The organism is Kaistella rhinocerotis, from assembly GCF_030243905.1.
In the GTDB taxonomy this organism is placed as follows: domain Bacteria; phylum Bacteroidota; class Bacteroidia; order Flavobacteriales; family Weeksellaceae; genus Kaistella; species Kaistella rhinocerotis.
Map to the genome: position 1 here is coordinate 379,523 of NZ_JASSYY010000003.1, position 21,813 is coordinate 401,335.

At 42.8% G+C, this 21,813-nt stretch carries 22 protein-coding genes and 1 tRNA gene; 15 read left to right on the forward strand and 8 right to left on the reverse strand.

Going from position 1 to position 21,813, the window contains the following annotated elements:
• The first annotated feature begins 40 nt into the window (after positions 1-40).
• The 8 genes from QEP06_RS11420 (at position 41) to QEP06_RS11455 (ending at position 8,728) form a co-directional block, all read left to right on the forward strand.
• A complete protein-coding gene (locus tag QEP06_RS11420) occupies positions 41-517 on the forward strand; it encodes a Dps family protein (protein WP_251834041.1) in 477 nt (158 codons plus the stop codon).
• A gap of 92 nt (positions 518-609) precedes the next feature.
• Positions 610-1,788 carry a nicotinate phosphoribosyltransferase gene (pncB, locus tag QEP06_RS11425; protein WP_285270339.1) on the forward strand — a complete coding sequence of 393 codons (1,179 nt, stop codon included), beginning with the start codon at positions 610-612 and terminating at the stop codon, positions 1,786-1,788.
• A 214-nt stretch (positions 1,789-2,002) separates the two neighbouring features.
• The gene (gene cphA / locus QEP06_RS11430; RefSeq protein ID WP_285270340.1) at positions 2,003-4,288 is read left to right on the forward strand and encodes a cyanophycin synthetase; all 2,286 of its coding nucleotides are present in this window, start codon (positions 2,003-2,005) and stop codon (positions 4,286-4,288) included.
• Positions 4,289-4,340: 52 nt separating this feature from the next.
• The gene (locus QEP06_RS11435; RefSeq protein WP_285270341.1) at positions 4,341-5,177 is read left to right on the forward strand and encodes a cyanophycinase; all 837 of its coding nucleotides are present in this window, start codon (positions 4,341-4,343) and stop codon (positions 5,175-5,177) included.
• A 52-nt stretch (positions 5,178-5,229) separates the two neighbouring features.
• Positions 5,230-5,311 (forward strand) — tRNA-Leu (locus QEP06_RS11440).
• A gap of 332 nt (positions 5,312-5,643) precedes the next feature.
• Positions 5,644-6,405 carry a DUF5995 family protein gene (locus tag QEP06_RS11445; RefSeq protein WP_251834045.1) on the forward strand — a complete coding sequence of 254 codons (762 nt, stop codon included), beginning with the start codon at positions 5,644-5,646 and terminating at the stop codon, positions 6,403-6,405.
• Between the two features lie 51 nt (positions 6,406-6,456).
• Positions 6,457-7,962 (forward strand): DNA recombination protein RmuC, encoded by a 1,506-nt coding sequence (locus QEP06_RS11450; RefSeq protein ID WP_285270342.1) that lies wholly within the window; start codon positions 6,457-6,459, stop codon positions 7,960-7,962.
• Positions 7,934-8,728, forward strand: coding sequence for a TrmH family RNA methyltransferase (locus QEP06_RS11455; protein WP_425256202.1), 795 nt, complete (start codon positions 7,934-7,936; stop codon positions 8,726-8,728). Before QEP06_RS11450 ends, QEP06_RS11455 begins: the two co-directional genes overlap by 29 nt.
• Positions 8,729-8,782: 54 nt before the next feature.
• On the opposite strand, the gene QEP06_RS11460 is transcribed toward QEP06_RS11455, so the two are convergent.
• Entirely contained in the window at positions 8,783-9,112 is a 330-nt protein-coding gene (locus QEP06_RS11460; protein WP_251834047.1) for a hypothetical protein, read from the reverse strand.
• Between the two features lie 179 nt (positions 9,113-9,291).
• Here QEP06_RS11460 and QEP06_RS11465 point away from each other — a divergent pair, with 179 nt between their 5' ends.
• Together QEP06_RS11465 and QEP06_RS11470 are read left to right on the forward strand one after the other, a co-directional pair.
• Positions 9,292-10,449, forward strand: coding sequence for a hypothetical protein (locus QEP06_RS11465; protein ID WP_285270343.1), 1,158 nt, complete (start codon positions 9,292-9,294; stop codon positions 10,447-10,449).
• Complete coding sequence (locus tag QEP06_RS11470) at positions 10,433-11,017, forward strand: hypothetical protein (RefSeq protein ID WP_285270344.1); 585 nt, start codon at positions 10,433-10,435, stop codon at positions 11,015-11,017. Before QEP06_RS11465 ends, QEP06_RS11470 begins: the two co-directional genes overlap by 17 nt.
• Here the strand turns inward: QEP06_RS11470 and QEP06_RS11475 are convergent.
• From QEP06_RS11475 to QEP06_RS11500, 6 genes are all read right to left on the reverse strand, one after another.
• Positions 10,954-11,541: a 5-formyltetrahydrofolate cyclo-ligase gene (locus QEP06_RS11475; protein WP_285270345.1), complete on the reverse strand. Its 588-nt coding sequence runs from the start codon at positions 11,539-11,541 to the stop codon at positions 10,954-10,956. The genes QEP06_RS11470 and QEP06_RS11475 overlap by 64 nt on opposite strands.
• A gap of 1 nt (position 11,542) precedes the next feature.
• On the reverse strand, positions 11,543-11,773 hold the full coding sequence (locus QEP06_RS11480) for a ferredoxin (RefSeq protein WP_251834051.1): 231 nt from the start codon (positions 11,771-11,773) through the stop codon (positions 11,543-11,545).
• The gene (locus QEP06_RS11485; RefSeq protein ID WP_285270346.1) at positions 11,773-13,020 is read right to left on the reverse strand and encodes a peptidase U32 family protein; all 1,248 of its coding nucleotides are present in this window, start codon (positions 13,018-13,020) and stop codon (positions 11,773-11,775) included. The genes QEP06_RS11480 and QEP06_RS11485 overlap by 1 nt, the downstream gene beginning before the upstream one ends.
• A gap of 1 nt (position 13,021) precedes the next feature.
• On the reverse strand, positions 13,022-14,377 hold the full coding sequence (gene trhO, locus QEP06_RS11490; protein ID WP_285270347.1) for an oxygen-dependent tRNA uridine(34) hydroxylase TrhO: 1,356 nt from the start codon (positions 14,375-14,377) through the stop codon (positions 13,022-13,024).
• Positions 14,378-14,475: 98 nt separating this feature from the next.
• The gene (locus QEP06_RS11495; RefSeq protein WP_285270348.1) at positions 14,476-15,636 is read right to left on the reverse strand and encodes a GlmU family protein; all 1,161 of its coding nucleotides are present in this window, start codon (positions 15,634-15,636) and stop codon (positions 14,476-14,478) included.
• Between the two features lie 136 nt (positions 15,637-15,772).
• Positions 15,773-16,024 (reverse strand): type B 50S ribosomal protein L31, encoded by a 252-nt coding sequence (locus QEP06_RS11500; RefSeq protein ID WP_251834055.1) that lies wholly within the window; start codon positions 16,022-16,024, stop codon positions 15,773-15,775.
• 189 nt (positions 16,025-16,213) lie between these two features.
• On the opposite strand from QEP06_RS11500, the gene QEP06_RS11505 reads away from it, so the two are divergent.
• The 5 genes from QEP06_RS11505 to QEP06_RS11525 all read left to right on the forward strand — a co-directional run bounded on the left by QEP06_RS11505 (position 16,214) and on the right by QEP06_RS11525 (position 20,807).
• Entirely contained in the window at positions 16,214-17,593 is a 1,380-nt protein-coding gene (locus QEP06_RS11505; protein ID WP_285270349.1) for a hypothetical protein, read from the forward strand.
• A 16-nt stretch (positions 17,594-17,609) separates the two neighbouring features.
• Positions 17,610-17,936, forward strand: coding sequence for a nucleotide pyrophosphohydrolase (locus QEP06_RS11510; protein ID WP_285270350.1), 327 nt, complete (start codon positions 17,610-17,612; stop codon positions 17,934-17,936).
• 69 nt (positions 17,937-18,005) lie between these two features.
• The gene (locus QEP06_RS11515; protein ID WP_285270351.1) at positions 18,006-19,226 is read left to right on the forward strand and encodes a 3-phosphoshikimate 1-carboxyvinyltransferase; all 1,221 of its coding nucleotides are present in this window, start codon (positions 18,006-18,008) and stop codon (positions 19,224-19,226) included.
• Between the two features lie 12 nt (positions 19,227-19,238).
• A complete protein-coding gene (locus tag QEP06_RS11520; RefSeq protein ID WP_285270352.1) occupies positions 19,239-20,033 on the forward strand; it encodes an SDR family oxidoreductase in 795 nt (264 codons plus the stop codon).
• A 96-nt stretch (positions 20,034-20,129) separates the two neighbouring features.
• Positions 20,130-20,807 (forward strand): hypothetical protein, encoded by a 678-nt coding sequence (locus QEP06_RS11525; protein WP_285270353.1) that lies wholly within the window; start codon positions 20,130-20,132, stop codon positions 20,805-20,807.
• A gap of 34 nt (positions 20,808-20,841) precedes the next feature.
• Here the strand turns inward: QEP06_RS11525 and metF are convergent, their stop codons facing one another.
• Positions 20,842-21,798, reverse strand: a complete 957-nt coding sequence (gene metF / locus QEP06_RS11530; RefSeq protein WP_285270354.1) for a methylenetetrahydrofolate reductase [NAD(P)H] — start codon at positions 21,796-21,798, stop codon at positions 20,842-20,844.
• Between the last annotated feature and the right edge of the window lie 15 nt (positions 21,799-21,813).

Sequence of the window (21,813 nt, forward strand, 5' to 3'; positions counted from 1 at the left end):
CTTTCGGCAACTTGTACCTTTGAAATAAATAGTAAATATTATGAATAATACTAAAATCATCGGGCTAAATGAAAATGATGCCCAACAAATCGCGGAAAAATTAAACGTGTTGCTCGCAGAATATTCGGTGTTTTACCAGAATACCCGCGGAGCCCACTGGAACATCAAAGGAAATCAGTTTTTCACACTTCATCCTAAATTTGAGGAACTTTATAACAACTTAGTGTTGAAGATCGACGAGATTGCAGAAAGAATCCTTACGCTTGGCGCAACTCCAAACCACAATTACAGTGATTATCTTGCGATGTCAACAATCAAAGAAAGTCGCGAAGTTTCAGATGCAGCCAAATGTGTCGAAAACATTCTCGCCTCATTCAAGATAATTATTGACCGACAGCGTGACATCCTCGATTACACTGAAAAAGCAGGTGACGAAGGTACCAATTCGCAAATGAGCGACTACATCACCGAGCAGGAAAAAGAGGTTTGGATGTACAACTCTTACCTTGGTAAATAAAAAATCAATAAATCACAGCATAAAATCGCCTTTGCTACAAGGGCGATTTTTTACTGTCTAAAGTCTTAAATTTGTTACTAAAGAAGCCTGACATGAGCCTTATCACCCTGAAATCAATCCTAGACAACGATTTTTACAAATTCACGATGCAGAATGCGGTCGTGAAACTCTTCCCGAATGAACGCGTGCAATACCGGTTCATCAACCGTGGAAAGCATCACTTCCCCGAAAATTTTGATCAGGAACTCCGCAAATCGGTAGATGCCATGGCCGAACTGAAACTTTCGAAAGAAGAAAAAGAATATCTGCGCGTCACATGTCCGTATCTCGATCTGCCCTACCTCGATTTCCTTGGTGGCTACCATTACGATCCGCGCGAAGTTCAGATCTCACAAGACGGCAATGACATTGAGGTGACGGTTGAAGGAGAATGGTACCGCGCCATTCTTTGGGAAGTGCCACTACTGGCTTTGATCTCGGAACTTCATTATGTAATGAATGCCCTAGAACGCGATAACGATGACGCCGTGATCTCCAAGACATTAGAAAAAGCACGGAAACTCGAAGGTCTGGGTGTCAGTTTTGCTGAATTTGGCACGCGCCGCAGACATTCTTATCAGGTACACAATCTTGTAATGGACGTTCTTACGCGAGATAAAACATCGGGTTTCATAGGTTCATCGAACGTTCACTTTGCGATGAAATATGGCGTAAAACCCATCGGAACCCATGCACATGAATGGTTTATGTTCCACGCCGCTGAATATGGTTTCAAGATGGCGAACGCAATCTCACTGGAGCATTGGGTGGATGTTTACCGGGGAGATTTAGGTGTAGCCTTGTCTGATACGTACACCACGGACGTCTTCTTCGAACAGTTCGACAAAAAATTCGCGAAGCTTTTTGATGGAGTACGGCACGACAGCGGTGACCCGATCGAATTTGCAAACAAGACAATCGCTCACTACCGGAAACATGGCATTGATCCATTATTTAAATTCATCATATTTTCCGACGGGCTGAACCTTGAAAAAGTCTCCGAAATCACAGCAGCCTGCCGCGGAAAAATCGGAATTTCGTTTGGTATTGGAACCAATTTGACCAATGATGTCGGTTTGAAGCCGATGAATATCGTGATAAAACTTACCGCCGCAAAATCTGTAACCGGCGACTGGATTCCTACTGTCAAGCTTTCAGACGAGCACGGAAAGTACACTGGCGACCCAAAGATGACTGAATTGGCTAAAGAATTTTTAAGGATAAAAAACTGATCATTCTTCAATGTACATTTACAAACTTATAAGCGCAGATGCCTCCGGGTATTTGCGCTTTTTTTTATGTTTTTGAATTCTTTTAATCAGCAGTTGAGCACTTTAAGTAAAAATTTTGACTTGATTACGGGTGATTTCATGGCATTTGTTTTGATGCGGGCAATTTCAGGATATAGACAAAAAACCTGCTGCAACACATTAAAAACAATAAACTATGAATGGCAAAAACAGGCATCCGTCTGATCTAAACGAGTACGAAGCTGCCTTAGAAAATATAAATTCTGATGAAGATTTTTCGGTCCCGGATACCGAAGGTTTGCAGACTGAAAATCCACTGGTACCTTCTCCGAATTTTTATGAACAGGCAAAACATAAGACTGGCCTGGGCCCAAGTACACTGAGCATCATTGAAGAGGCTGAACGGCGCGGAATTCCCTGGCAACGGCTGAATGAACGTTCAAAGATCAGACTTGGATTCGGTAAGAAGCAGAAAATCATCCGTGCGACTATTACTGGTGACACAGGATGTATCGCCACCGAAACAGCGGATGACAAGTTTGAGACTAAAATTTTGTTGCAAAAAACGCAGATTCCTGTTCCACGCGGGATTGTTTGCAAGTCACTTGCCGAATTGCAGAAGGCCGTCGAAGAAATTGGTTTCCCAATTGTCATCAAACCGCTTGATGCAAACCAGGGAAAAGGTGTCACCGTAGCAATTGAGAGTATTGAAATGGCAGAGGAAGCATTTCAACATGCACAGAAATTCAGTAGTGAAGTTTTGGTTGAAAATTACATCGCGGGTCACGATCACCGTTTGCTTGTCATCGGTGGTAAACTCGTCGCGGCGTCCAGAAGGCAACCTGCGCACGTGGTTGGTAACGGAACGAATACCATTTCCGAACTTATCGAAGAAATAAACAAAGAACCCGGACGCGGAGATGGCCACGAAGCACTGCTGACCAAAATCACCCTCGATTGTGATACAGAGAATCTGCTTAAAAAAAAAAATTTATCGCTTGAAACCGTACTGCTACCGGGCGAGACCCTGGTTCTAAAATCCACTGCAAACCTGAGTACCGGAGGTACAGCGACAGATGTGACTGCAGAAGTGCATCCCGCTAATGTTTTTATGGCGGAACGCATCGCTGCCATCATTGGACTTGATATCTGCGGTATTGATTTGGTCGCAAAAGACCTACACACTCCACTTACAGAAAACGGTGGTGCGGTAATAGAAGTGAATGCGGCGCCGGGCCTGCGGATGCATCTTTCCCCTTCCAATGAAAATCCCGGGAAAGTAGCCGCGGCAATTGTCGACATGCTTTTTCCCGGTGAATCAAACGGACGTATTCCGGTTTTCGCTGTCACAGGAACCAACGGTAAAACTACCACTACCCGACTTCTCAGGTATATCGCCAAAAGTTGTGGACACATGGTGGGGTATACAACAACAGACGGCATTTACATCGGTGATTTTCAAATTGCGGCCGGCGACTGTTCTGGTCCAACCAGCGCTTCACTGGTTCTAAGCGACCCCATGGTCGACTTTGCCGTGCTCGAAACGGCCCGTGGTGGCTTATTGCGTTCGGGGTTAGCGTTTGATTTTTGCGATGTAGGCATTCTGACCAACATTGCAGCGGATCATTTAGGTCTTAAAAACATCAATACACTCGAAGAACTTGCGGAAGTAAAGGCTACCGTCGTACGCAATGTAAAACCCGAGGGCTGGGCGGTCATAAATGCAGAAGATATTCACTGTCTCAATATTTCAAAAACACTTTCGTGCAACATCGCCTATTTTTCCTTAGACGCAGATCATTCCGAAATACTGAAACACCTTGCGAATGGTGGTCTGGCTGCATTCGTTTCTGATGACAGGATTATTATACAAAAAGATGATGAAGAAAATGTGCTGGGAACGCTCAGTGAATTTCCATTGACACTCAATGGAACCTCCCGGTGCATGACAGCTAATATTTTGGCTGCGGCCGCTGGTGCTTTCGCTTACGGTTTTACAGCCAAACAGATCAGTTACGCGCTACGGAATTTCTCGCCCTGTCCCGAACTTACACCCGGCCGAATGAACTTTTTCAAAGTGCGGGATTTTGAGGTGTTGGTAGATTACGCACACAATCCACACGGGTTAACAGCTCTTCAGGATTATTTCTGCCACAGCTCGCAGCGAAGGAAAATTGGCATTGTCGCGGCAGTCGGTGACCGGCGTAATGAGGATATAATCGAGCTTGCACGGATAGCTGCTAATATGTTCGACCATATCATCGTAAGACAGGAACACAGTCTTCGTGGCCGCGAACTCGCAGAAATGAATTCATTAATGATTGAGGGAATGAAAAAAGGAAAGCGCTGCGCTGGCTATGAACTGATTCCGGATGAGGAAGACGCAATAAGACATGCACTTTCCATTGCAAGAACCAGCGATCTGGTGGTAGCCTTAAGCGACAACTATCAAAATGTGACCAAGATTGTACAGCAATTTTAGCAACAATTTATTTTAAAGAATCGACTAGATAAAGAATAAAATAAAGTTTGATATGAAAGGAAAAATTCTGGTGATTGGCGGCGCCGAAGACAAAAACGGAAATACGGATCCTTTTTCAGACCTCAGCATTTTGCAGCGTTTTGTAGATGAAACAAAGCACAAAAAGCGGTCGCGGATTGAGATCATTACATCTGCATCTACCATTCCGGAAGAAATGGGGAAGGAATATCTGAAGACATTCCACAAAGCCGGAGCTGATAATTGCGGCGTGCTGATGATCCGCACCAGAGAAGACGCGGAAAAGCCCACCAGCCTGCGTCGTCTGAAAGAAGCTGACGCTATTTTTGTGACCGGCGGAACCCAGCTTGCGCTTACCTCCATCCTGGGCGGCACCGAATTCTACAAAATGCTGCTGGAAAAACTCAAAGATCCCGATTTCATGTATGCAGGAACTTCCGCAGGCGCTGCCGCTGCATCAAACAGTATGATCATTGAGGGAAACAGCGATGATGCCGCGTACAAAGGTGAAGTGCAGACCGCCACCGGACTCGGTTTGGTCAACAATATTATATTTGACACACATTTCATCGAACGTGGTCGAATAGCACGGCTTTTTGAGATTGTGGTGAGTAACCCCACGATCTTGGGCGTGGGCCTCGAAGAAAATACAGCGTTGCTGATTCACCGCGATAAAATGGAAGCAGTAGGTTCCGGCATGGCAATTCTGCTCGACGGTAGAAAGATCAGTGGCAGCAACCTTCTTGAGGTTGTGGATGGCGCACCTTTGTCATTTGAAAATATGACCATCCATCTGATGAGCGAACATGACATCTTTGACCTAAAGGAGATGCGTCTGAAAATCATCAATCCGCCGGACGCTGAAAAATAAGCAGAAATATCACCTTGTGTTGAACTAAAAAAATTATATTTGCACTCCTTTAGCCCGGATGGTGAAATTGGTAGACACGCTCGTTTCAGGTGCGGGTGCCCACAAGCTTGCAGGTTCGAGTCCTGTTCCGGGCACAAGACAGCGCTCCCAGATTTGGGAGCGTTTTTTTTGGTTTGTTAAGGGCAAATAAACTGCAGATCACTTCTGATAATTCATTTGACAAACAAATTGTTTTTCATATTTCGCGCCCGTTTTCTGACATAACTAAGCACTTACTAAACGTCCCTCCACCCCCGATCAGAAAAGAATCTTCTGTATGAAGTATTTTATTAAATCTTCTTCAGTATTAAATACTTGACTTATTTTTCAGAACTATTCATAATGACAATGTGCGGAATCTTTAAATTAAATTTAAAGCTGTTTCATGTGCGGTAAAAACTTTAATTTTACCTTCAAACACAAACTGATGAAAACCCCGACCAACATTGACGAAGTCCTGCAGCGACTCGACGATATTATTGCCTGGAGCAAAGTGACGAAAAACCCTGCGGGCTATTTCGCCTCCACTTACAAATGTATGACTGCAGCCGTAGCGCACGGCATTAAAAAGAATAAATTCGAAGACGGGCCGCGGATGGAGCGGCTGGATGTTGCTTTTGCCAGCCGCTACCTGGAGGCTTTTGAAAATTACCGTCACGGAAGAAAATGCACCAACGCGTGGTTCACCGCGTTCGAAGCAGCTAAAAATAAGGACCTGCTGATCATGCAGCACATTCTTCTTGGCATCAATGCGCATATCAATCTGGATCTGGGAGTTTCGGCGGCTTCTGTAATGCCTTACCGTAGGATCACGCCGCTGAAAAATGACTTCAACACTATCAATAACGTGATTGCAGCCATTAGCCAAAATGTTCAGGATTCGCTGAACAAAATCTGTTATCCGGTTAGCATAATCGATGAACTTTCAAATGGGCAGGACAATGTGATGCTCGATTTTGCGATTTCGAAAGCGCGCGATACGTCGTGGGCAAGCGCTTTTATTCTTTCGAATTCCATTCAGATAATTCGGCCTTCATTAATTAGGATGATCGACAACGCAGCGACTTTGGTAGCCAGAAACATTATCGTTTCCGAAAAAACACCTGAAAACATCCTGAAAAAATTAAAATCCTGCGAAAGCAGTGACGTTCATAAAAATATCGAAATACTGTCTGCCACAATAGTCTGAGACTTTGAAAAGGATGCTTCAAATCACTTTTTTTCTTCCTATTTTTGAAACATGGAAACTACATCTCTGCTTATCGGACTGGTCGTGGGTGCAATTCTGGGCACTGTTATTTTATATTTTATTCTGAAATCTGCCCATGTTCCGCGAAAAATGTTCGATGAACTAAACAATAACTTTATCAGAACCAGTTCCGATTTCCAAAATTCGGCAATGAAAATCAGCGTGTTGGAAAACCAGTACCAATCAGAAAAGAAAACCAACAGCGAACAGACGGAAATCCTGAATCAGCTGAAGAATGAGATAGCGAAAATTTCGGCAGAAAACAATTCTCAGAATCAGAAGATTGCCGAACAGCAGGAACTTAACCAAAAACAAAGCACAGAAATCCGCAGTTTGCTTGATGAAAAACAAAACCTGATTTCGATAAAATCCCAACTTTCTGCCCAAAATGAAAGTTTGCAACAACTTTTGGACAATCAGAAATCCGAGATTGTGAAAATTCAGGAAATGGCGAAGAGTGAATTTAAAAATTTAGCCAATGAGATTCTTGAAGAGAAATCAAAAAGATTCACCGAAGCCAACAAGGAAAACCTTGACACGCTGCTGAAACCGTTAGGTGAAAATCTGGAAACTTTTAAAAAACGCGTCAATGAAGTCTATGATAACGAAGCCCGCGAGCGTCACTCGTTAAATAGCACCATCAAACTGATGATGGAGCAGACTACGAAAGTAAGCCAGGAAGCCAATAATCTGGCAACGGCATTGAAAGGTCAGACTAAAACGCAGGGCAACTGGGGCGAGATGATTCTCGAAAGAATTCTGGAAGATTCAGGACTTTGCAAAGACCGTGAATATTTCTCCCAATACAACATTAAGACCGAAACCGGCGAAAACCAACGCCCAGACTTTGTACTGAAACTTCCCGGAAACCAAATCGTTATCATCGACTCTAAAGTTTCGCTGAACGCTTACGAAAGGATGTGCTCTGCCGAAACCGAAGAAGAACGGAAGCAAAATCTCAATCTTCACGTAGCTGCAATCAAAAAACATATTGATACACTGGCGCTGAAGCGGTATGATAATCTGAAGGAAGCCTTAGATTTCACCATCATGTTCATCCCCGTGGAGCCGGCCTTCCTTACCGCTGTGCAATATGATCAGCAACTTTGGAATTACGCCTACCATAAACACGTGATTCTGCTAAGTCCGACGAACTTGATTGCCTACCTTAAACTTATTTCTGATGTTTGGAAACGTGCAGACCAAAGCCAGAATGCAGAAGAGATCGCACGGCAGGCCGCAGCGCTTTATGATAAATTTGAAGGATTCGTATCTGATTTACTGAGCATCGGCAAAAAAATGGACGGTGCGAAGGTAGATTATGAAAATGCGATGAAAAAACTGGCTTCGGGCAACGGAAACCTGGTACGTTCCGCCGAAAAACTGCGTCAACTGGGCATAAAACCAAAGAAAAATTTGCCCGGAGCGCTACTTGAACGTGCAAACGTAGAAGAAATCGATTATCAAAATGATGAAAGCCAACCTACCAATGATTGAGAGTCTGCAAAATGAGAAAATCAAGCACGTTACACGGCTTTTGAGTGATAACCGTTTCCGCAAAAAATCGGGGTTGTTTGCTGTGGAAGGCCAGCAGGAAAATACGAGAGCGCAGCAGTTTGGTTTTGAAAGTGAGGAGTTCTATATCTGCGAAGGTATTTTCAAAGCCGCGATACCGCAGGGAAAAGTACATTTCGTGTCCGAAAAAGTTTACGAAAAACTCGCCTACCGCGGGACATCCGAAGGAATCATCGGCATTTATCAGACAAAGAATGCTTTGCTTGAGGATTTCCAACCCAAACCGGATTCAGCCGTCATTATTTTGGAAGGAATAGAAAAACCAGGAAATCTCGGTGCGATATTGCGAAGCTGTGAAGCTTTCGGAATTGATGGACTCGTGATTACAGATCCGAAAGTAGATTTCTACAATCCCAATGTGATCAGGTCCAGCGTTGGCTGTCTGTTTGGGATGAATGTTTTTGCTGCAACAAACGAAAGTGCTGTTCAGTTTTTAGAGCGGAATAAGTTTAATATTTACACCACGATGATGTCAGCAGAAGCGGGCGATCTCTTTGCAGAAGAGTTGACCGCTCGCTCCGCTATGGTTTTCGGTACAGAACATTCCGGCTTGAGTGAATTCTGGGAAAATATCGGGAGGAATACATTGATACCGATGTCGGGCACGATCGATTCATTGAATCTAAGCAATGCCGTAGCAATCACGGCCTACGAAATCAGCAGACAAAAACTTCAGGCGAGGCCATAAAAAAAACCGCTCATGCTGAAAGCACGAGCGGTTTGTTTGTGTAAATAATGCTGATTATTTGTTTACAGCATCTTTAGCTTCTTTAGCAGCATCTTTAGCAGCGTCAGCAGCACCAGTTGCAGCATCTCCAGCAGCTTTAGCAGCATCTTTAGCAGCATCAGCACCAGCAGCAGTAGTTGCAGAAGCAGCATCAGCAGCAGCGTCAACAGTTACAGCAGCAGCAGAATCAACTACAGAAGCAGCAGAATCAGCAACAACAGCTGAAGAATCTACAGCAGCAGCAGCAGCTGAATCAACACCGTTAGCAGTTTCTACAGTTTCAGATTTGTTACAAGCTACAAGAGCAACAGCAGCGATAGCAGCTACGAAGAATGACTTTTTCATAATAAATAAATTTAATTGTTTTTGTTTCTTTTAAAAATCCGTTCAAGTATCTCTATTTGAACAGGACAAAGGTAGAACGGATAATAAATTTGTATGCACAAATTAATTGTAATACCTTTGTAAAGCTGTTTTACAAAATACAACACCTGTAAATCAGGACATTAAATAAAACGACTACATTGAGCCATTTAGATATTTTACATTTTGAACAACTCAAAAAGGAGGTTGAAAGCCGATATTTGGAAAATCACAGCCCGTCCTTTGAAGAAATTTCTAAGTGGAAAGGGATTGACATTATTTATTTTCAGGAGGATCTGCGTAAAATCGCGAAAGGAAACATCAGTGAGAAGACTTTCTATACCTATTTCAAAACCTCACCTGTAACTAAGCTTCCGCGTATCGATATGCTCAATTTGCTCTCTGTTTATGCAGGATACGCCTCGTGGTACGACTTTAAAAAGAATCATCTTTTCGCCGACGAAGTGTTACAGGAAAGAGAAGAAGCAGTAGAAAATAGTGCTACTGGAGATTTAATTCCTGAAGCAAGTTCTGATTCCCGCATCGCGCAGAAAAATGAGGAAAAAAGACTGCCCACCAGCAGTTCAGAAACTGATGAAAACGATATTTTACAAAAATCAAATACTGATAATCAAGTAATTAAACAAAATACCTCTTCGCTCGAAACTTACGACACGCAGGATTCCAAGTCTGCTTTTACGGTGATCAAAAAGTACGTTTGGCTTGGCATTTCAGTATTGCTTGCATTGGCTGTAGGTCTTCTTATATTTAAAGACGAATTGTTCAGTAAAAAATATTATTACAGCTTCATCGATGCTGACCGCAATTCGAAAATCAATGCGGAACTACAGGTGCAGATACTGAAAGAAAATGAATCGCCAATCCTCTATTCCGCGAAACCGAATGAACCTTTTGTGTACACCACAAAATCAAAGGACCTTACGATGGTTGTTTCGTCTCCTTATTACCGAACGGACACCATACAGCGTAATCTGGAAACGGCGCCGGAAGCGGAAAACATCGAATTGAAGCCCAACGACTACGCGATCATGCTCTTTTATTATTCGAAATCTATAACAGACTTGAAAAAGAAACGGGTAAGTTTGAACTATTTGATCAGCGACAATGCGCTGATTTATCAGGTTTTCGACAATCAGTTTTATGGCGTCGAAACAATGGATAAACAGCGGTACATCAATCTCGTAACATTACCGTCAACCTCCCTGGAAAACCTTGAAGTGATTGATACACAGACCAATCAATCCGGGAAAATAGTGATGATTAAATTTAAAATCGGCACCAATGAAGAAAACAAATAGATTATTTTACAGCCTTATTCTGTTGCTCGCGACACTTTATTCATGTAATAAGGAAACTAAAGGTCCGTCTGACCTGGAAAAAATCCGGAACAACACCAACAAAGTCTCTTATCCGGCAAATAAGATGGACAGCGCTCAGGCGATTTCTTTTATCACAAAGCAGAAAATTCAGGAATTGCTTGATCTTTCCACGCTCTACACCTCGGGAAACCGTGATACAGAGATAGATTCAGTGATCTACGCACAGATGCAGAGATATTTTGCAAATCCTGACTCTACCAAGCTCGCACCTTTGCTCGCAGAACTCGACAGCCTGAATGTAGCATCAGCCAAAGTGGGCAATTTAGCTGTGAATAAGCGTATCGTGGGTTCTGACACACTGGATTTTGCGAAGTTTGATGTGGAATATTTTGATGACAGCAACCGAACGCTTGGAATTTTCTTTAAAAATGCGGAATATATCCTTCGTCCTTCGCCGGTAAAATTCAAAAAAGAATTCAAGTTTTACTTTGTAAACTTTGATGCACCGGTGCCAAATGACAGCACCGCGGTAGGCGTCACAAGATAATCCAGCGGGATATCTTCATCCCATACATCATCGATGATTTCATCCGGCGGAAAGAAATTGACTCCCACTTTCTTCGCTTGCGGATTAATATCAGCAAAAAAATGATCGTAAAATCCTTTGCCGTAACCCACCCTGTTGCCAAACTGGTCTGCGTACATTAAAGGAACGATTACGAGATCATATTCTACACCTTTAATTTCAGTGTTCGTCTTCGGTTCAGGAATCCCCCATTTATTCGGAAGTAAGAAGGTTTGCGGTAACAGTTCTACCGCGATCATCTTCTCACCCACAACTTTCGGAACGAAAATCTTACAGTTACTGATCCTGAAATATTGAATGAAAAGTTCAGTCTGTACTTCCTCCTTAGAGTATGCTGTAAGAAAACAGTGAATATTCTGACCTTCAGTTAGCTCAAAGTACTTACTGAAATTTTCAAAAATCTTCCGGGACAATTCCGCTACGTCCTGCTGCGAGAGCATCGTACGCTTTTGTCGGTATTTTATTCTGATGTCAGCTTTGGTCATTTTATATCGCTTTTACCGAAATTATTTTTACCGGACAGGCTTTTGCAGCCTTTTCACAGGGGTCAAAAGCCTCATGATTAGGCGTTTTGAATGTATAAAAACCCTTTTTATCGAGTGTTTTCAGCAACACAGATTTACCGTCTTTTTTGGACATCCGGAAGAATTCAGGCGCAAATTCTGCGCAGTAGTTACAGCCAATGCACTTTTCGCGCTGCAAGGTCACGATCACCATCAGTTATTCGGTACAATTTTGTAGAGTTTGTCCGAAGGTCGCACACGAAAATCTGTTTTGAAAGTGATGACATCAGTCTTTGAAGCTTTTTCTGCGGCAGGTTTTTGATCGACGATCATTGATTCAAGCAGCATTTCCTGCGAACCCGTAGTAGGTCCCTGGATTAAAACTCTGTCGCCTACCGCGAGGTCGTACGCTTCAATTAAGAATTCAGCCACATTTGATTTTGGATAAAAGTGGCGGCCTTTTCCGATGTACACTTTCTTCTGCGTCGCACTTGAACCCGAGGTTTCAGACCATTCGCCGAGTTCCTGACCTAAATAATAACCAGACCAGAAACCACGGTTGTACACGGTTTCGAGCCTAGCCATCCAGTCAGCCACTTTTTCGGGTGAGTAGGTTCCGTCGAAGATGGCGTCGATCGCTTCGCGGTAACATTTGGTAACAGTCGCTACGTATTCCGGTGCGCGGCCGCGACCTTCAATTTTCAGAACTTTTACTCCTGATTCAACCACCTGATCGAGGAAACTGATGGTACACAGGTCTTTCGGCGACATCATATATTCGTTGTCGAGTTCTATCTCAAAACCCGTCTCCTGATCGATAACTGTGTACTTTTTTCGGCAGTTCTGTTTGCAGGCGCCTCTGTTCGCCGATGAATTATGAGAATGTAAACTTAAATAACATTTCCCCGAAACCGCCATGCATAAGGCACCGTGACCAAAAATTTCCACCTCAACAAGGTTTCCGGAAGGTCCCCGTACATCATCTTTAACGATTTGGTCGCAGATTTTTTTTATTTGAGTAATGCTGAGCTCGCGGCTCATCACAATCGTATCAGCAAACAGCGCATAAAATTTCACGGTTTCGATGTTGGTGACGTTGATCTGCGTGGAAATGTGAACCTCCATCCCAATCTGTCGAGCGTACGAAATTACAGCCTGATCCATGGCAATTACAGCCGTAAGATTGGCAGCCTTCGCCCTGTCTAAAAGTGTCCTGATTAAAGATAAATCGTGATCGTAGATGATCGTATTTAAAGTTAGATACGTTCGAACTCCTTTCTCCGAACATCTTCTGGCAATTTCCGGTAAGTCATCGATTGTAAAATTCATCGACGCCCGTGCGCGCATGTTCAGCTGTTCTACACCGAAATAAACGGAATCTGCACCGCTGTCCAAAGCAGCCTGCATCGAAGTGAAATCACCGGCTGGTGACATCAACTCCATTTTTCCTGAAGCCGTCATTTTAATTTAAAATCTTAAACAACTTATCGGAAAGACGAACTCTGAATGGCAAAGGAAACGTTATTTGATCGCCTGCTTTCGCTGTTTCGCAAGCGTTTCCGTTCGCAAAAAGTTCATTTAAAACCATCTCCTGCTCACCGGTTGTGGGTCCGGAAATTAAAATTTTATCACCTACAGAAACTTCGCCGTCTTCAAGCAGAAACTGAGCGACTTTCGACTTAGGATAATAATGTTCAGCTTTGCCAATCAGCATTTTTTTCACCGAAATTTTTTGCCGGATATTCTTTGTAACCGCCTTTGCTAAAGGTTTATCTAGCAGTTCACCAGATTTCTTGAACTTCAAGTCATCAGATTTACCTTTGCGGAAAATCTTATTACCTACCTGCAGACCTTTTCGAAGTTTTGCCTGTTCCTCGAGCGGCAAATGAATGGTTTCAAGACATCTTGGAGAACAGCAGTTTTCCATCGCAGCTTTGCATTCATCACACTGAATAAAGAGCAAATGACACGCGTCATTGAAGCAATTTGTATGATTATCGCACGGTTTTCCGCACTGGTGGCACTGTGAAACGATGTCATCTGTAATCCTTTCGCCCAACCTGTGATCAAAAACGAAATTTTTACCGATGAATTTACTTTCTATATTTTCTTCTTTTACCTGTCTCGCATATTCGATGATGCCGCCTTCAAGCTGAAAAACGTTTTTAAAACCCTGATGTTTGAAATACGCACTGGCTTTTTCGCAGCGGATCCCGCCTGTACAGTACATCAGCAGGTTTTTGTCCTCTTTGAAATCCTGCAGTTTATCATTGATGATTGGTAAACTTTCCCGGAAAGTCTCTACATCAGGCGTTATCGCGCCTTTGAAATGCCCTACTTCACTTTCATAATGATTGCGGAAATCAACCACAATTGTGTTCGGATCTTCGAGTAAAGTATTGAATTCGTTGGCCTTCAAATGAATTCCTTTGTTGGTCACATCGAAGGTTTCATCATTCAAACCGTCTGCAACAATCTTGTTACGAACCTTTATCGTAAGCTTTAAAAATGAGTGGTCATCGTGCTCTACAGCTTCATTCAGTCGGATGCCTTTCATGAAATCGTACACTTCCAAAGTTTCGCGGAATGCTTCGAGATTTTCGGCAGGAATACTCATCTGAGCATTAATTCCTTCGTGAGCAACGTAAATACGGCCGAGCGCATCAAGTGCATTCCAGGCTATAAAGAGTTCGTCGCGAAATTTTTTGGGATCTGAGATTTTGGCGTACGCATAGAAAGACAAAGTAAGGCGTTGCTTACCGGCTTCATCAATAAGACGGGCTCTTTCTTCTGCGCTTAAAGTGTTGTACAGTTGCATTCTATAAACGGTTTAAGTGAGAAAAATTATGGGTGCAAAGATACTGATTCTAATTTGAAAATTTGGGGATTGGAGATTTGAGAATTGAGAATTGAGAATTAGAAATTGGTGTAGATAAAATTAAGAATGTCGCGGTCCTGTGGCGTAAACGCAACTTTTCTGCGTGCCATCGCCAGTTCAGCGACTTCGTAAGCTTTTTCAAGCTTGAATTTTTCATCACCTTTCATTCCGCCCCACGAAAAACTGTCGATCAGGTTTGGCGGGAAGCCGCTTTTGAAAATATTCGCCGCAACACCAACCACAGTTCCGGTATTAAACTGAGTATTGATCGCGGATTTTGAATGATCGCCCATTATCAGTCCGGCGAACTGTAGCCCGGTGTTTGCAAATCTTTTAGTTCTGTAATTCCAAAGTTTTACTTCTGCATAATTGTTCTTAAGGTTCGAAGAATTGGTATCAGCGCCCAGATTACACCACTCGCCGATCACAGAATTGCCCACGAAACCGTCATGACCCTTGTTTGAATATCCAAAAATCACGATGTTATTCACCTCACCGCCTACTTTAGAATGTGGTCCGACGGTAGTTGCTCCGTAAATTTTTGAACCTAAATTGAATTTCGAACCTTCACAAAGTGCGATCGGGCCGCGTAGGTTGCAGCCTTCCATCACTTCAGCATCTTTACCGATATAGATTTTTCCGGTTTTTGTATTTAAGGTTGAAAACTCCACAGCCGCGCTTTCTTCGATGAATAAATCCTGTTTATTCCCTAAAAAACCATTCGTTTCGGAAAGTTCCGCAGATTTTCGGCCTTTTGTGAGCAAGTCAAAATCAAAATTTATCGCTTCCTCATTGAAAGAGAATAAATCGGTGGGCTGTTTGAAGAACGTGAGTTTTTCCTCGATATCGGTCATTTTTTCAATTTGGTTCAACGAAAAATTGTCCATATTGATTTTTACAGCCAGCAGTTCATTATCGTACACCAGCGCTTCGCCCGTTTTCAAATCCTTAATTTGACCTAAAACCTTTTCGGTCGGAAGAAAATTTGGAACCAAAAACAGGCTTTCTACTTTTTCGGGTTTTGGAAATTTTTCCTGAAGAAAGTCTTCCGTGATGTAAGAAATTTGGGCCGAATCCAACAGTTTTTGCCACCGCTCGGAAAACGTGAGGATCCCGCAACGCATCTCTGCAACAGGTCTTGTGAATGTTAGCGGTAAAAAATCTTCCCAAAACTGGGCATCAGAAAAAACAAGCTGCATACGTATGATTTTAGATTTTGAATTGAAGTTAAGTGTTAAGAAAGTGGAATGATTTTCACCATCGCATCCCAAATTTACAATAAAAAAAAGTCCTTCAGCAACCTGAAAGACTTTGTATTCTCTGTATCCTCAAAGATTATTTTGAGAATTTTTTGTATTTGCTCATGAATTTATCTACTCTACCTGCGGTATCTACCAATTTCACTTTTCCAGTGTAGAAAGGGTGAGATGTAGAAGAGATTTCCATCTTGATCAAAGGGTATTCCTGTCCTTCATACTCGATGGTGTCTCTCGTATCAGCTGTAGATTTGCAAAGGAACATCTCGTCATTACTCATATCTTTGAAAACAACAAGTCTATAATTTTCCGGGTGGATTCCGTTTTTCATAATTAAAAATTTTAAAGTAAAAATTAAAGTTTTGCTTCAGAAGTAGTAATGGATTTTCCTCCGCTAATTTTTTAGACCGCAAAAGTACAAATATTTTCGTAATTCGCAAAAACTCCTACGGAATTTTTCGCTATTTTTCCGTTCCACAATTTTAGTTAAATTTGAAAACAATACAACGTACAAATTTCGATGAATAAATTCCTATTTCTTTTTGCCGGTGCTTTTTGGCTGATGCTCACTGCCACAGCCTGTAGCCGCGACGATATTAGCTTCGAAAACCCTTCCCAACTGCTGCGTTTTTCGGCCGATACACTCTTTCTTGATACAGTTTACAATCAGGTGAGATCGGAAACCTATGCCGTGAAAATCTATAATGATGAAGACAAAGACGTTATGATTCCTAAAATCAGTCTTGAAACCGGCGCCACATCTCCATATCGGATCAATCTTGACGGCAAATCAGGCACTGAATTCAATAATGTGGCTTTAAGAAAAAAAGACAGTTTGTATGTTTTCGTAGAAATTGCGCCCGTTGCCAATGCAACTGAAGCGATCGCGGAAGACCGTATCCAAATACAGTCGCCGGCAGGAAATCAGCATGTTACCCTCTTTTCGGTTGTTCAGGATGCTGAATTTTTCATTCAAAATGAAACGAACCCAAATATTCTGACGCAAAACACCACCTGGAACAGCGAAAAAGCTAAAATTATTTTTGGTGACCTGACGCTGGGAGACGGCAAAACATTAAACATAGAACAGGGCACGAAAGTCTATTTCTTTAAGAACGGTGGATTAAAGATTTCTGAAAACGCAACACTCAATGTGAATGGCCAGCTCAACAGTGAAGTGATCTTCCGTGGTGACCGCAATGACACGCGCTACGATACCATTCCGAAAAATTGGAAAGGAATCCAGTTCGGGAGCGGAGCTAAACTCAACATGAACTATGCGAAGCTTTTTGGCGGAATACGCGGACTCGAAATGACGGAAACCCAGGCAAACATCAGCAATACGATCATCCATACTTTCGAGGAGTACGGTATTTTCGCGGTAAAGTCGAACATCAGTACATCGAATCTGGTAATGAACAATTTTGGTGAAGCAGCGATAGGTATTTTTAAAGGCGGAACATACAACATCACTCACGCGACCATCGCCAATTACTGGAATCTGAACTCCGCCATGCCGGCGCTTGGCATCTATGCCACGAATGAATACCAAAACGGAGCGACGGTGGAGAACGGGCCGCTGACGCTGAATATCCGGAATTCAATCATTTACACGGAAAAAGAAAACGCGATCGTGTTCAAACAGACGTCGGGACAGACTTTCGCGATGGTTTTCCAAAACAACCTTCTCAAATACGGTACTGACGCAGGTTATACTGTTGACGGGACCAACATTAAAAATGAAGACCCGAAATTCCAGAATTATTTCACCCACAAAATGAATTTAAGGGTAAAAGACGATTCACCGGCAAAAGGTAAAGGTGCGAATCTCGCCGGTTTTCCGACAGATATCGCCGGAGTTGCCAGAAAGAATCCTCCTACGATAGGCGCTTACGAATAACCAAGTTTACCGAACAATGGAAATCACCAATCTTCAGCAACAGGTAGACGAATGGATTAAAACTATCGGTGTCCGTTACTTTAACGAGCTCACCAATATGGCCATGCTGACTGAGGAAGTAGGCGAAGTGGCGCGGATCATCGCCCGCAGATATGGCGAACAAAGCGAAAAAGACAGCGACAGAAACAAAGATCTTGGCGAAGAACTCGCAGATGTGCTGTTCGTTACCTTATGTCTGGCAAACCAAACCGGAACCGATTTGCAGCAGGCTTTCGACAATAAAATGAAGAAAAAAACCGAACGAGATTTCGACCGTCATCAAAATAACGACAAACTAAAGTAGCTGATTCGCGGACGTTTCGGAGAAATACCAGATGCTGAACTTTAGGAATGCGCTCATATTTATAATTAAATGTTTTTAGACAAAACCACAATTGCAGCCAATAAAACCATTGAAATAAGCGGTTCGAAAAGCATTTCGAATCGTTTGTTCATTTTACAGAAGCTGTTCGGAAATCTCCGGATCCAGAATCTTTCGAATTCTGAAGACACACAGTTGCTGCAAAAAGCGCTGGAAAGCGATTCTGAAATCATCGATGTGCATCATGCCGGCACGGCGATGCGCTTCCTCACCTCGTATTTCGCAATTGATGAAGGCAGAACCGTTACGCTGACCGGCTCTGAGCGCATGAAGCAGCGTCCCATAAAATTTCTTGTCGATGCGCTTCGAACATTGGGAGCGGAAATTCAGTATCTGGAAAATGAAGGCTTTCCGCCATTAAAAATAACCGGAAAAAAGCTTACCAAAAGCACCGTTTCTATTCCCGCAAACGTATCCAGCCAGTTTATCACCTCACTGATGCTCATCGGTGCAAAACTTCACAACGGTTTGCAAATAAAACTCCAGGGCGAAGTTACTTCCAGGCCTTATCTTGAAATGACTTTGAAAATCCTCAGAACACTTGAGATCCCAAATGAATGGGAAGGCGACACAATAAAGATTTTTGCTGGGTTTGATCCCGCTAATCTCTCGTCCGCACCATTCGTGGTGGAAAGTGACTGGAGCTCTGCATCGTACTTTTATTCTGTGGCGGCAATCTCACGAGAAAGCCTTAATCTACGCTGTTTCAAGCCGTTTTCATTACAGGGCGACTCCGTTCTGCGCGAAATCTACTGGGAATGTTTTGGTGTTAACACCATTTCGGAAGGTGCAGAATCGAAGATTTCACTTTATCCGGAAACTTCATTTGAATTGCCTAAAAAGATAAAACTGGATCTTCGCGACGCGCCAGACATTGCGCAAACGATCTGTGTCACAGCTGCCGCGCTTCAAATTCCATTTGAGATCTGTGGTCTTTCAACCTTAAAAATAAAAGAAACAGACAGGCTTGTCGCGCTTCAGAATGAACTATTTAAAATTGGCTGTGCAACTGAGATTACTGATGCGGAAATCTGCTCTGTACATTTCTTCAGTCCCGCCGAGCCGATTTCCATTAAAACATACAATGATCACCGGATGGCCATGAGTTTCGCGCCGTTCAGTCTATTAAAGCCGTTAACAATCGAAAATCCTGAGGTGGTAGAGAAATCATATCCTGATTTTTGGAAGGATTTCTCGTATCTAACTGAGTAATATTTAAATAAGATGACAATTGTAATCACCGGAACATCTTCCGGAATCGGTTTCGTACTTGCTGAATACTTTGGCAAAAATGGGCATCAGGTTTTTGGTTTGAGCCGAAAAAATGTAGAATCTCCCTACTTCACTACAATTCCGACAGACATCACCATGGCCGAAGCGGTAGAAAAGGCAGTTCAGGAAGTCTTAAGCAAATCGGGGCGCATCGATGTATTGATCAACAATGCCGGAATGGGAATGGTTGGTCCGGTAGAAGATTCGTCGAAAGAAGAAATCCTGAACCTGTTCAACCTGAATCTGGTTGGCGCTGTGCAGATGATGAGTGCGGTGCTGCCGGCAATGCGCGGGCAGCGAAGCGGTAAAATAATCAATATTTCAAGCATCGGTTCTGAGATGGGCCTGCCTTTCCGCGGATTCTATTCAGCTTCTAAATCTGCCCTCGATAAGGTCACCGAAGCGATCCGCTACGAAATATCACCCTGGAATATCGATGCCTGCACGCTGCATTTGGGTGACATTAAAACCAACATTGCCGAAAACCGCGTCAAAACAAATGTCAGCGAACCCTACCGCACAACTTTCGATAAAGTTTACGCGCTGATGAATTCGCACGTTGACCAGGGCACAGAACCGTTGGAAGTAGCCCGTTATATTGAGAAATTGCTGGCTTCAAGCCGTTGGAAAGCACATTTCTATTTTGGGAAATTCGGTCAAAAAATAGGTGTTCCGCTTAAATGGATGCTTCCGCAAAATATGTATGAAAACCTGATGCGCAAGTATAACAGTTTAGACAAAGCATAAATCTTGCATTTTTAATAATAATATCTGCAAAGACATTTATCATATTCACACATAATGTATATTTGCAATACCTTTAATACCGATTTTTTAAAAAAGATGAAAACAATTTACACAATAATCAGTCTTTTTGCGGTGTCCGTATCCCTTCATGCACAACAAATTACCGTGGGCGAGGTCGCCAGACAAGCCAAGTGGACTAAACTAATCGACGAAGTAAACAACGGCAAACAAAAGATAAAGTATAGCGATATTGAGGGCATACCGTATTACAACAGAACATTTCTGCCTGCTCGTGTAGGCGATACCTCAGCCTCTGTGCCGATTCGCTACAACAGCTTTTTGGATACGGTAGAAATATTGGTTAATACAGATGTTTTTGAAATTCCGCGGGAAGAATCTTATCCTAAATTCATTTTCGAAAACAGCGGCGAAAAACTGGTTTTGGTCAATACACATGATGAGAATGCAGGTTACTTTTTCGAACTTTCAGGCGGAAAAAACCGTCTGCTCAAAAAGGTGATAACAAAGTTCCACGATGCTGTTCCTGCACCTAACTCTATGATTCCCGGAACTCCCGCGAGATTCGAGTTACTGAAGCCGGCCTATTTTATCAAAACCGAAACAGGTTTGATTAGAATTCCTAAAAATACAAAGGACCTGATACCGAATTTTCCGGAACGTGAAGCTGAACTTTCAAATTTCATCAAAATGAATAAAATCAAGCTTACTTCAGAGCCGGATCTGATAAAACTGAACAACTTTTTAAATAATTAAATATAAAAGCGAAGAAATGATCTTCGCTTTTTTATTAGAACAGCTCAGCCGCGATTTTTTTGATATTATCGCTTTTTCCCATCGAATAAAAATGCAGCACCGGTACACCGAACTTACGTAGTTCACGGCATTGGTTCACGGTCCATTCAATACCGATCTGTTGCACAGCCGCGTTGTTCTTAGCATTCTCAACCTGCGAAATCAAATCTTCCGGCAAATCAATCTTGAAGACTTTTGGCAGCATCTGCAGGTGAGATTTCGTCGCGATCGGCTTGATGCCGGGAATTATTGGGACGCTGATTCCCATTTCACGAGCCTGACGCACAAATTCAAAATACTTTTTATTGTCGAAAAACATCTGCGTAACCACGTAATCTGCACCCGCATCCACCTTCTGCTTCAGCCATTTCAGATCATTTTTCATCGATGGCGCTTCAATGTGTTTTTCGGGATATCCGGCCACACCAATGCAGAATTTACTCCTATCGCTGCAGGCACTTTCATCATGCAGAAACTTCCCTCTTCCTAAATTATCAATCTGCCGCACGAGATCCACCGAATTCCGGTGGCCGCCCGCAGTTGGCACAAAGTGATTCTCCCCTTTCATCGCATCGCCGCGCAGTGCCATCACATTCTCAAGGCCAAGATACATACAGTCAACAAGTAAATACTCGGTTTCTTCCTGCGAAAAACCGCCACAAAGCACGTGCGGAACGGTATCTACACTGTATTTGTGTTGTATGGAAGCGCAAATCCCTAGTGTGCCCGGCCGCATACGCGTGATTTTCCGTTCCATCAGTCCGTTTCCTTTATCGAGATAAATATATTCTTCACGCGAAGTCGTCACATCGATGAATTGCGGCTTGAATTCCATCAGCGGATCTATGTTTTTATAAAGATCTTCAATGCCGGTGCCCTTTGGCGGCGGTACAATCTCGAGTGAAAACAGGGTTTTGCCCTGCGCTTTTTCTATGTGTTCGGTTATTTTCATTAATTATTTTGATTT

What these genes read in the sequence shown, in the direction of transcription:
- QEP06_RS11420 (WP_251834041.1), top strand. Translation starts at nt 41, where the DNA reads ATGAATAATACTAAAATCATCGGGCTAAATGAAAATGATGCCCAACAA.
- pncB (WP_285270339.1), top strand. Translation starts at nt 610, where the DNA reads ATGAGCCTTATCACCCTGAAATCAATCCTAGACAACGATTTTTACAAA.
- cphA (WP_285270340.1), top strand. Translation starts at nt 2,003, where the DNA reads ATGAATGGCAAAAACAGGCATCCGTCTGATCTAAACGAGTACGAAGCT.
- QEP06_RS11435 (WP_285270341.1), top strand. Translation starts at nt 4,341, where the DNA reads ATGAAAGGAAAAATTCTGGTGATTGGCGGCGCCGAAGACAAAAACGGA.
- QEP06_RS11445 (WP_251834045.1), top strand. Translation starts at nt 5,644, where the DNA reads ATGAAAACCCCGACCAACATTGACGAAGTCCTGCAGCGACTCGACGAT.
- QEP06_RS11450 (WP_285270342.1), top strand. Translation starts at nt 6,457, where the DNA reads ATGGAAACTACATCTCTGCTTATCGGACTGGTCGTGGGTGCAATTCTG.
- QEP06_RS11455 (WP_425256202.1), top strand. Translation starts at nt 7,934, where the DNA reads ATGATGAAAGCCAACCTACCAATGATTGAGAGTCTGCAAAATGAGAAA.
- QEP06_RS11460 (WP_251834047.1), bottom strand. Translation starts at nt 9,112, where the DNA reads ATGAAAAAGTCATTCTTCGTAGCTGCTATCGCTGCTGTTGCTCTTGTA.
- QEP06_RS11470 (WP_285270344.1), top strand. Translation starts at nt 10,433, where the DNA reads ATGAAGAAAACAAATAGATTATTTTACAGCCTTATTCTGTTGCTCGCG.
- QEP06_RS11475 (WP_285270345.1), bottom strand. Translation starts at nt 11,541, where the DNA reads ATGACCAAAGCTGACATCAGAATAAAATACCGACAAAAGCGTACGATG.
- QEP06_RS11480 (WP_251834051.1), bottom strand. Translation starts at nt 11,773, where the DNA reads ATGGTGATCGTGACCTTGCAGCGCGAAAAGTGCATTGGCTGTAACTAC.
- QEP06_RS11485 (WP_285270346.1), bottom strand. Translation starts at nt 13,020, where the DNA reads ATGACGGCTTCAGGAAAAATGGAGTTGATGTCACCAGCCGGTGATTTC.
- trhO (WP_285270347.1), bottom strand. Translation starts at nt 14,377, where the DNA reads ATGCAACTGTACAACACTTTAAGCGCAGAAGAAAGAGCCCGTCTTATT.
- QEP06_RS11495 (WP_285270348.1), bottom strand. Translation starts at nt 15,636, where the DNA reads ATGCAGCTTGTTTTTTCTGATGCCCAGTTTTGGGAAGATTTTTTACCG.
- QEP06_RS11500 (WP_251834055.1), bottom strand. Translation starts at nt 16,024, where the DNA reads ATGAAAAACGGAATCCACCCGGAAAATTATAGACTTGTTGTTTTCAAA.
- QEP06_RS11505 (WP_285270349.1), top strand. Translation starts at nt 16,214, where the DNA reads ATGAATAAATTCCTATTTCTTTTTGCCGGTGCTTTTTGGCTGATGCTC.
- QEP06_RS11510 (WP_285270350.1), top strand. Translation starts at nt 17,610, where the DNA reads ATGGAAATCACCAATCTTCAGCAACAGGTAGACGAATGGATTAAAACT.
- QEP06_RS11515 (WP_285270351.1), top strand. Translation starts at nt 18,006, where the DNA reads ATGTTTTTAGACAAAACCACAATTGCAGCCAATAAAACCATTGAAATA.
- QEP06_RS11520 (WP_285270352.1), top strand. Translation starts at nt 19,239, where the DNA reads ATGACAATTGTAATCACCGGAACATCTTCCGGAATCGGTTTCGTACTT.
- QEP06_RS11525 (WP_285270353.1), top strand. Translation starts at nt 20,130, where the DNA reads ATGAAAACAATTTACACAATAATCAGTCTTTTTGCGGTGTCCGTATCC.
- metF (WP_285270354.1), bottom strand. Translation starts at nt 21,798, where the DNA reads ATGAAAATAACCGAACACATAGAAAAAGCGCAGGGCAAAACCCTGTTT.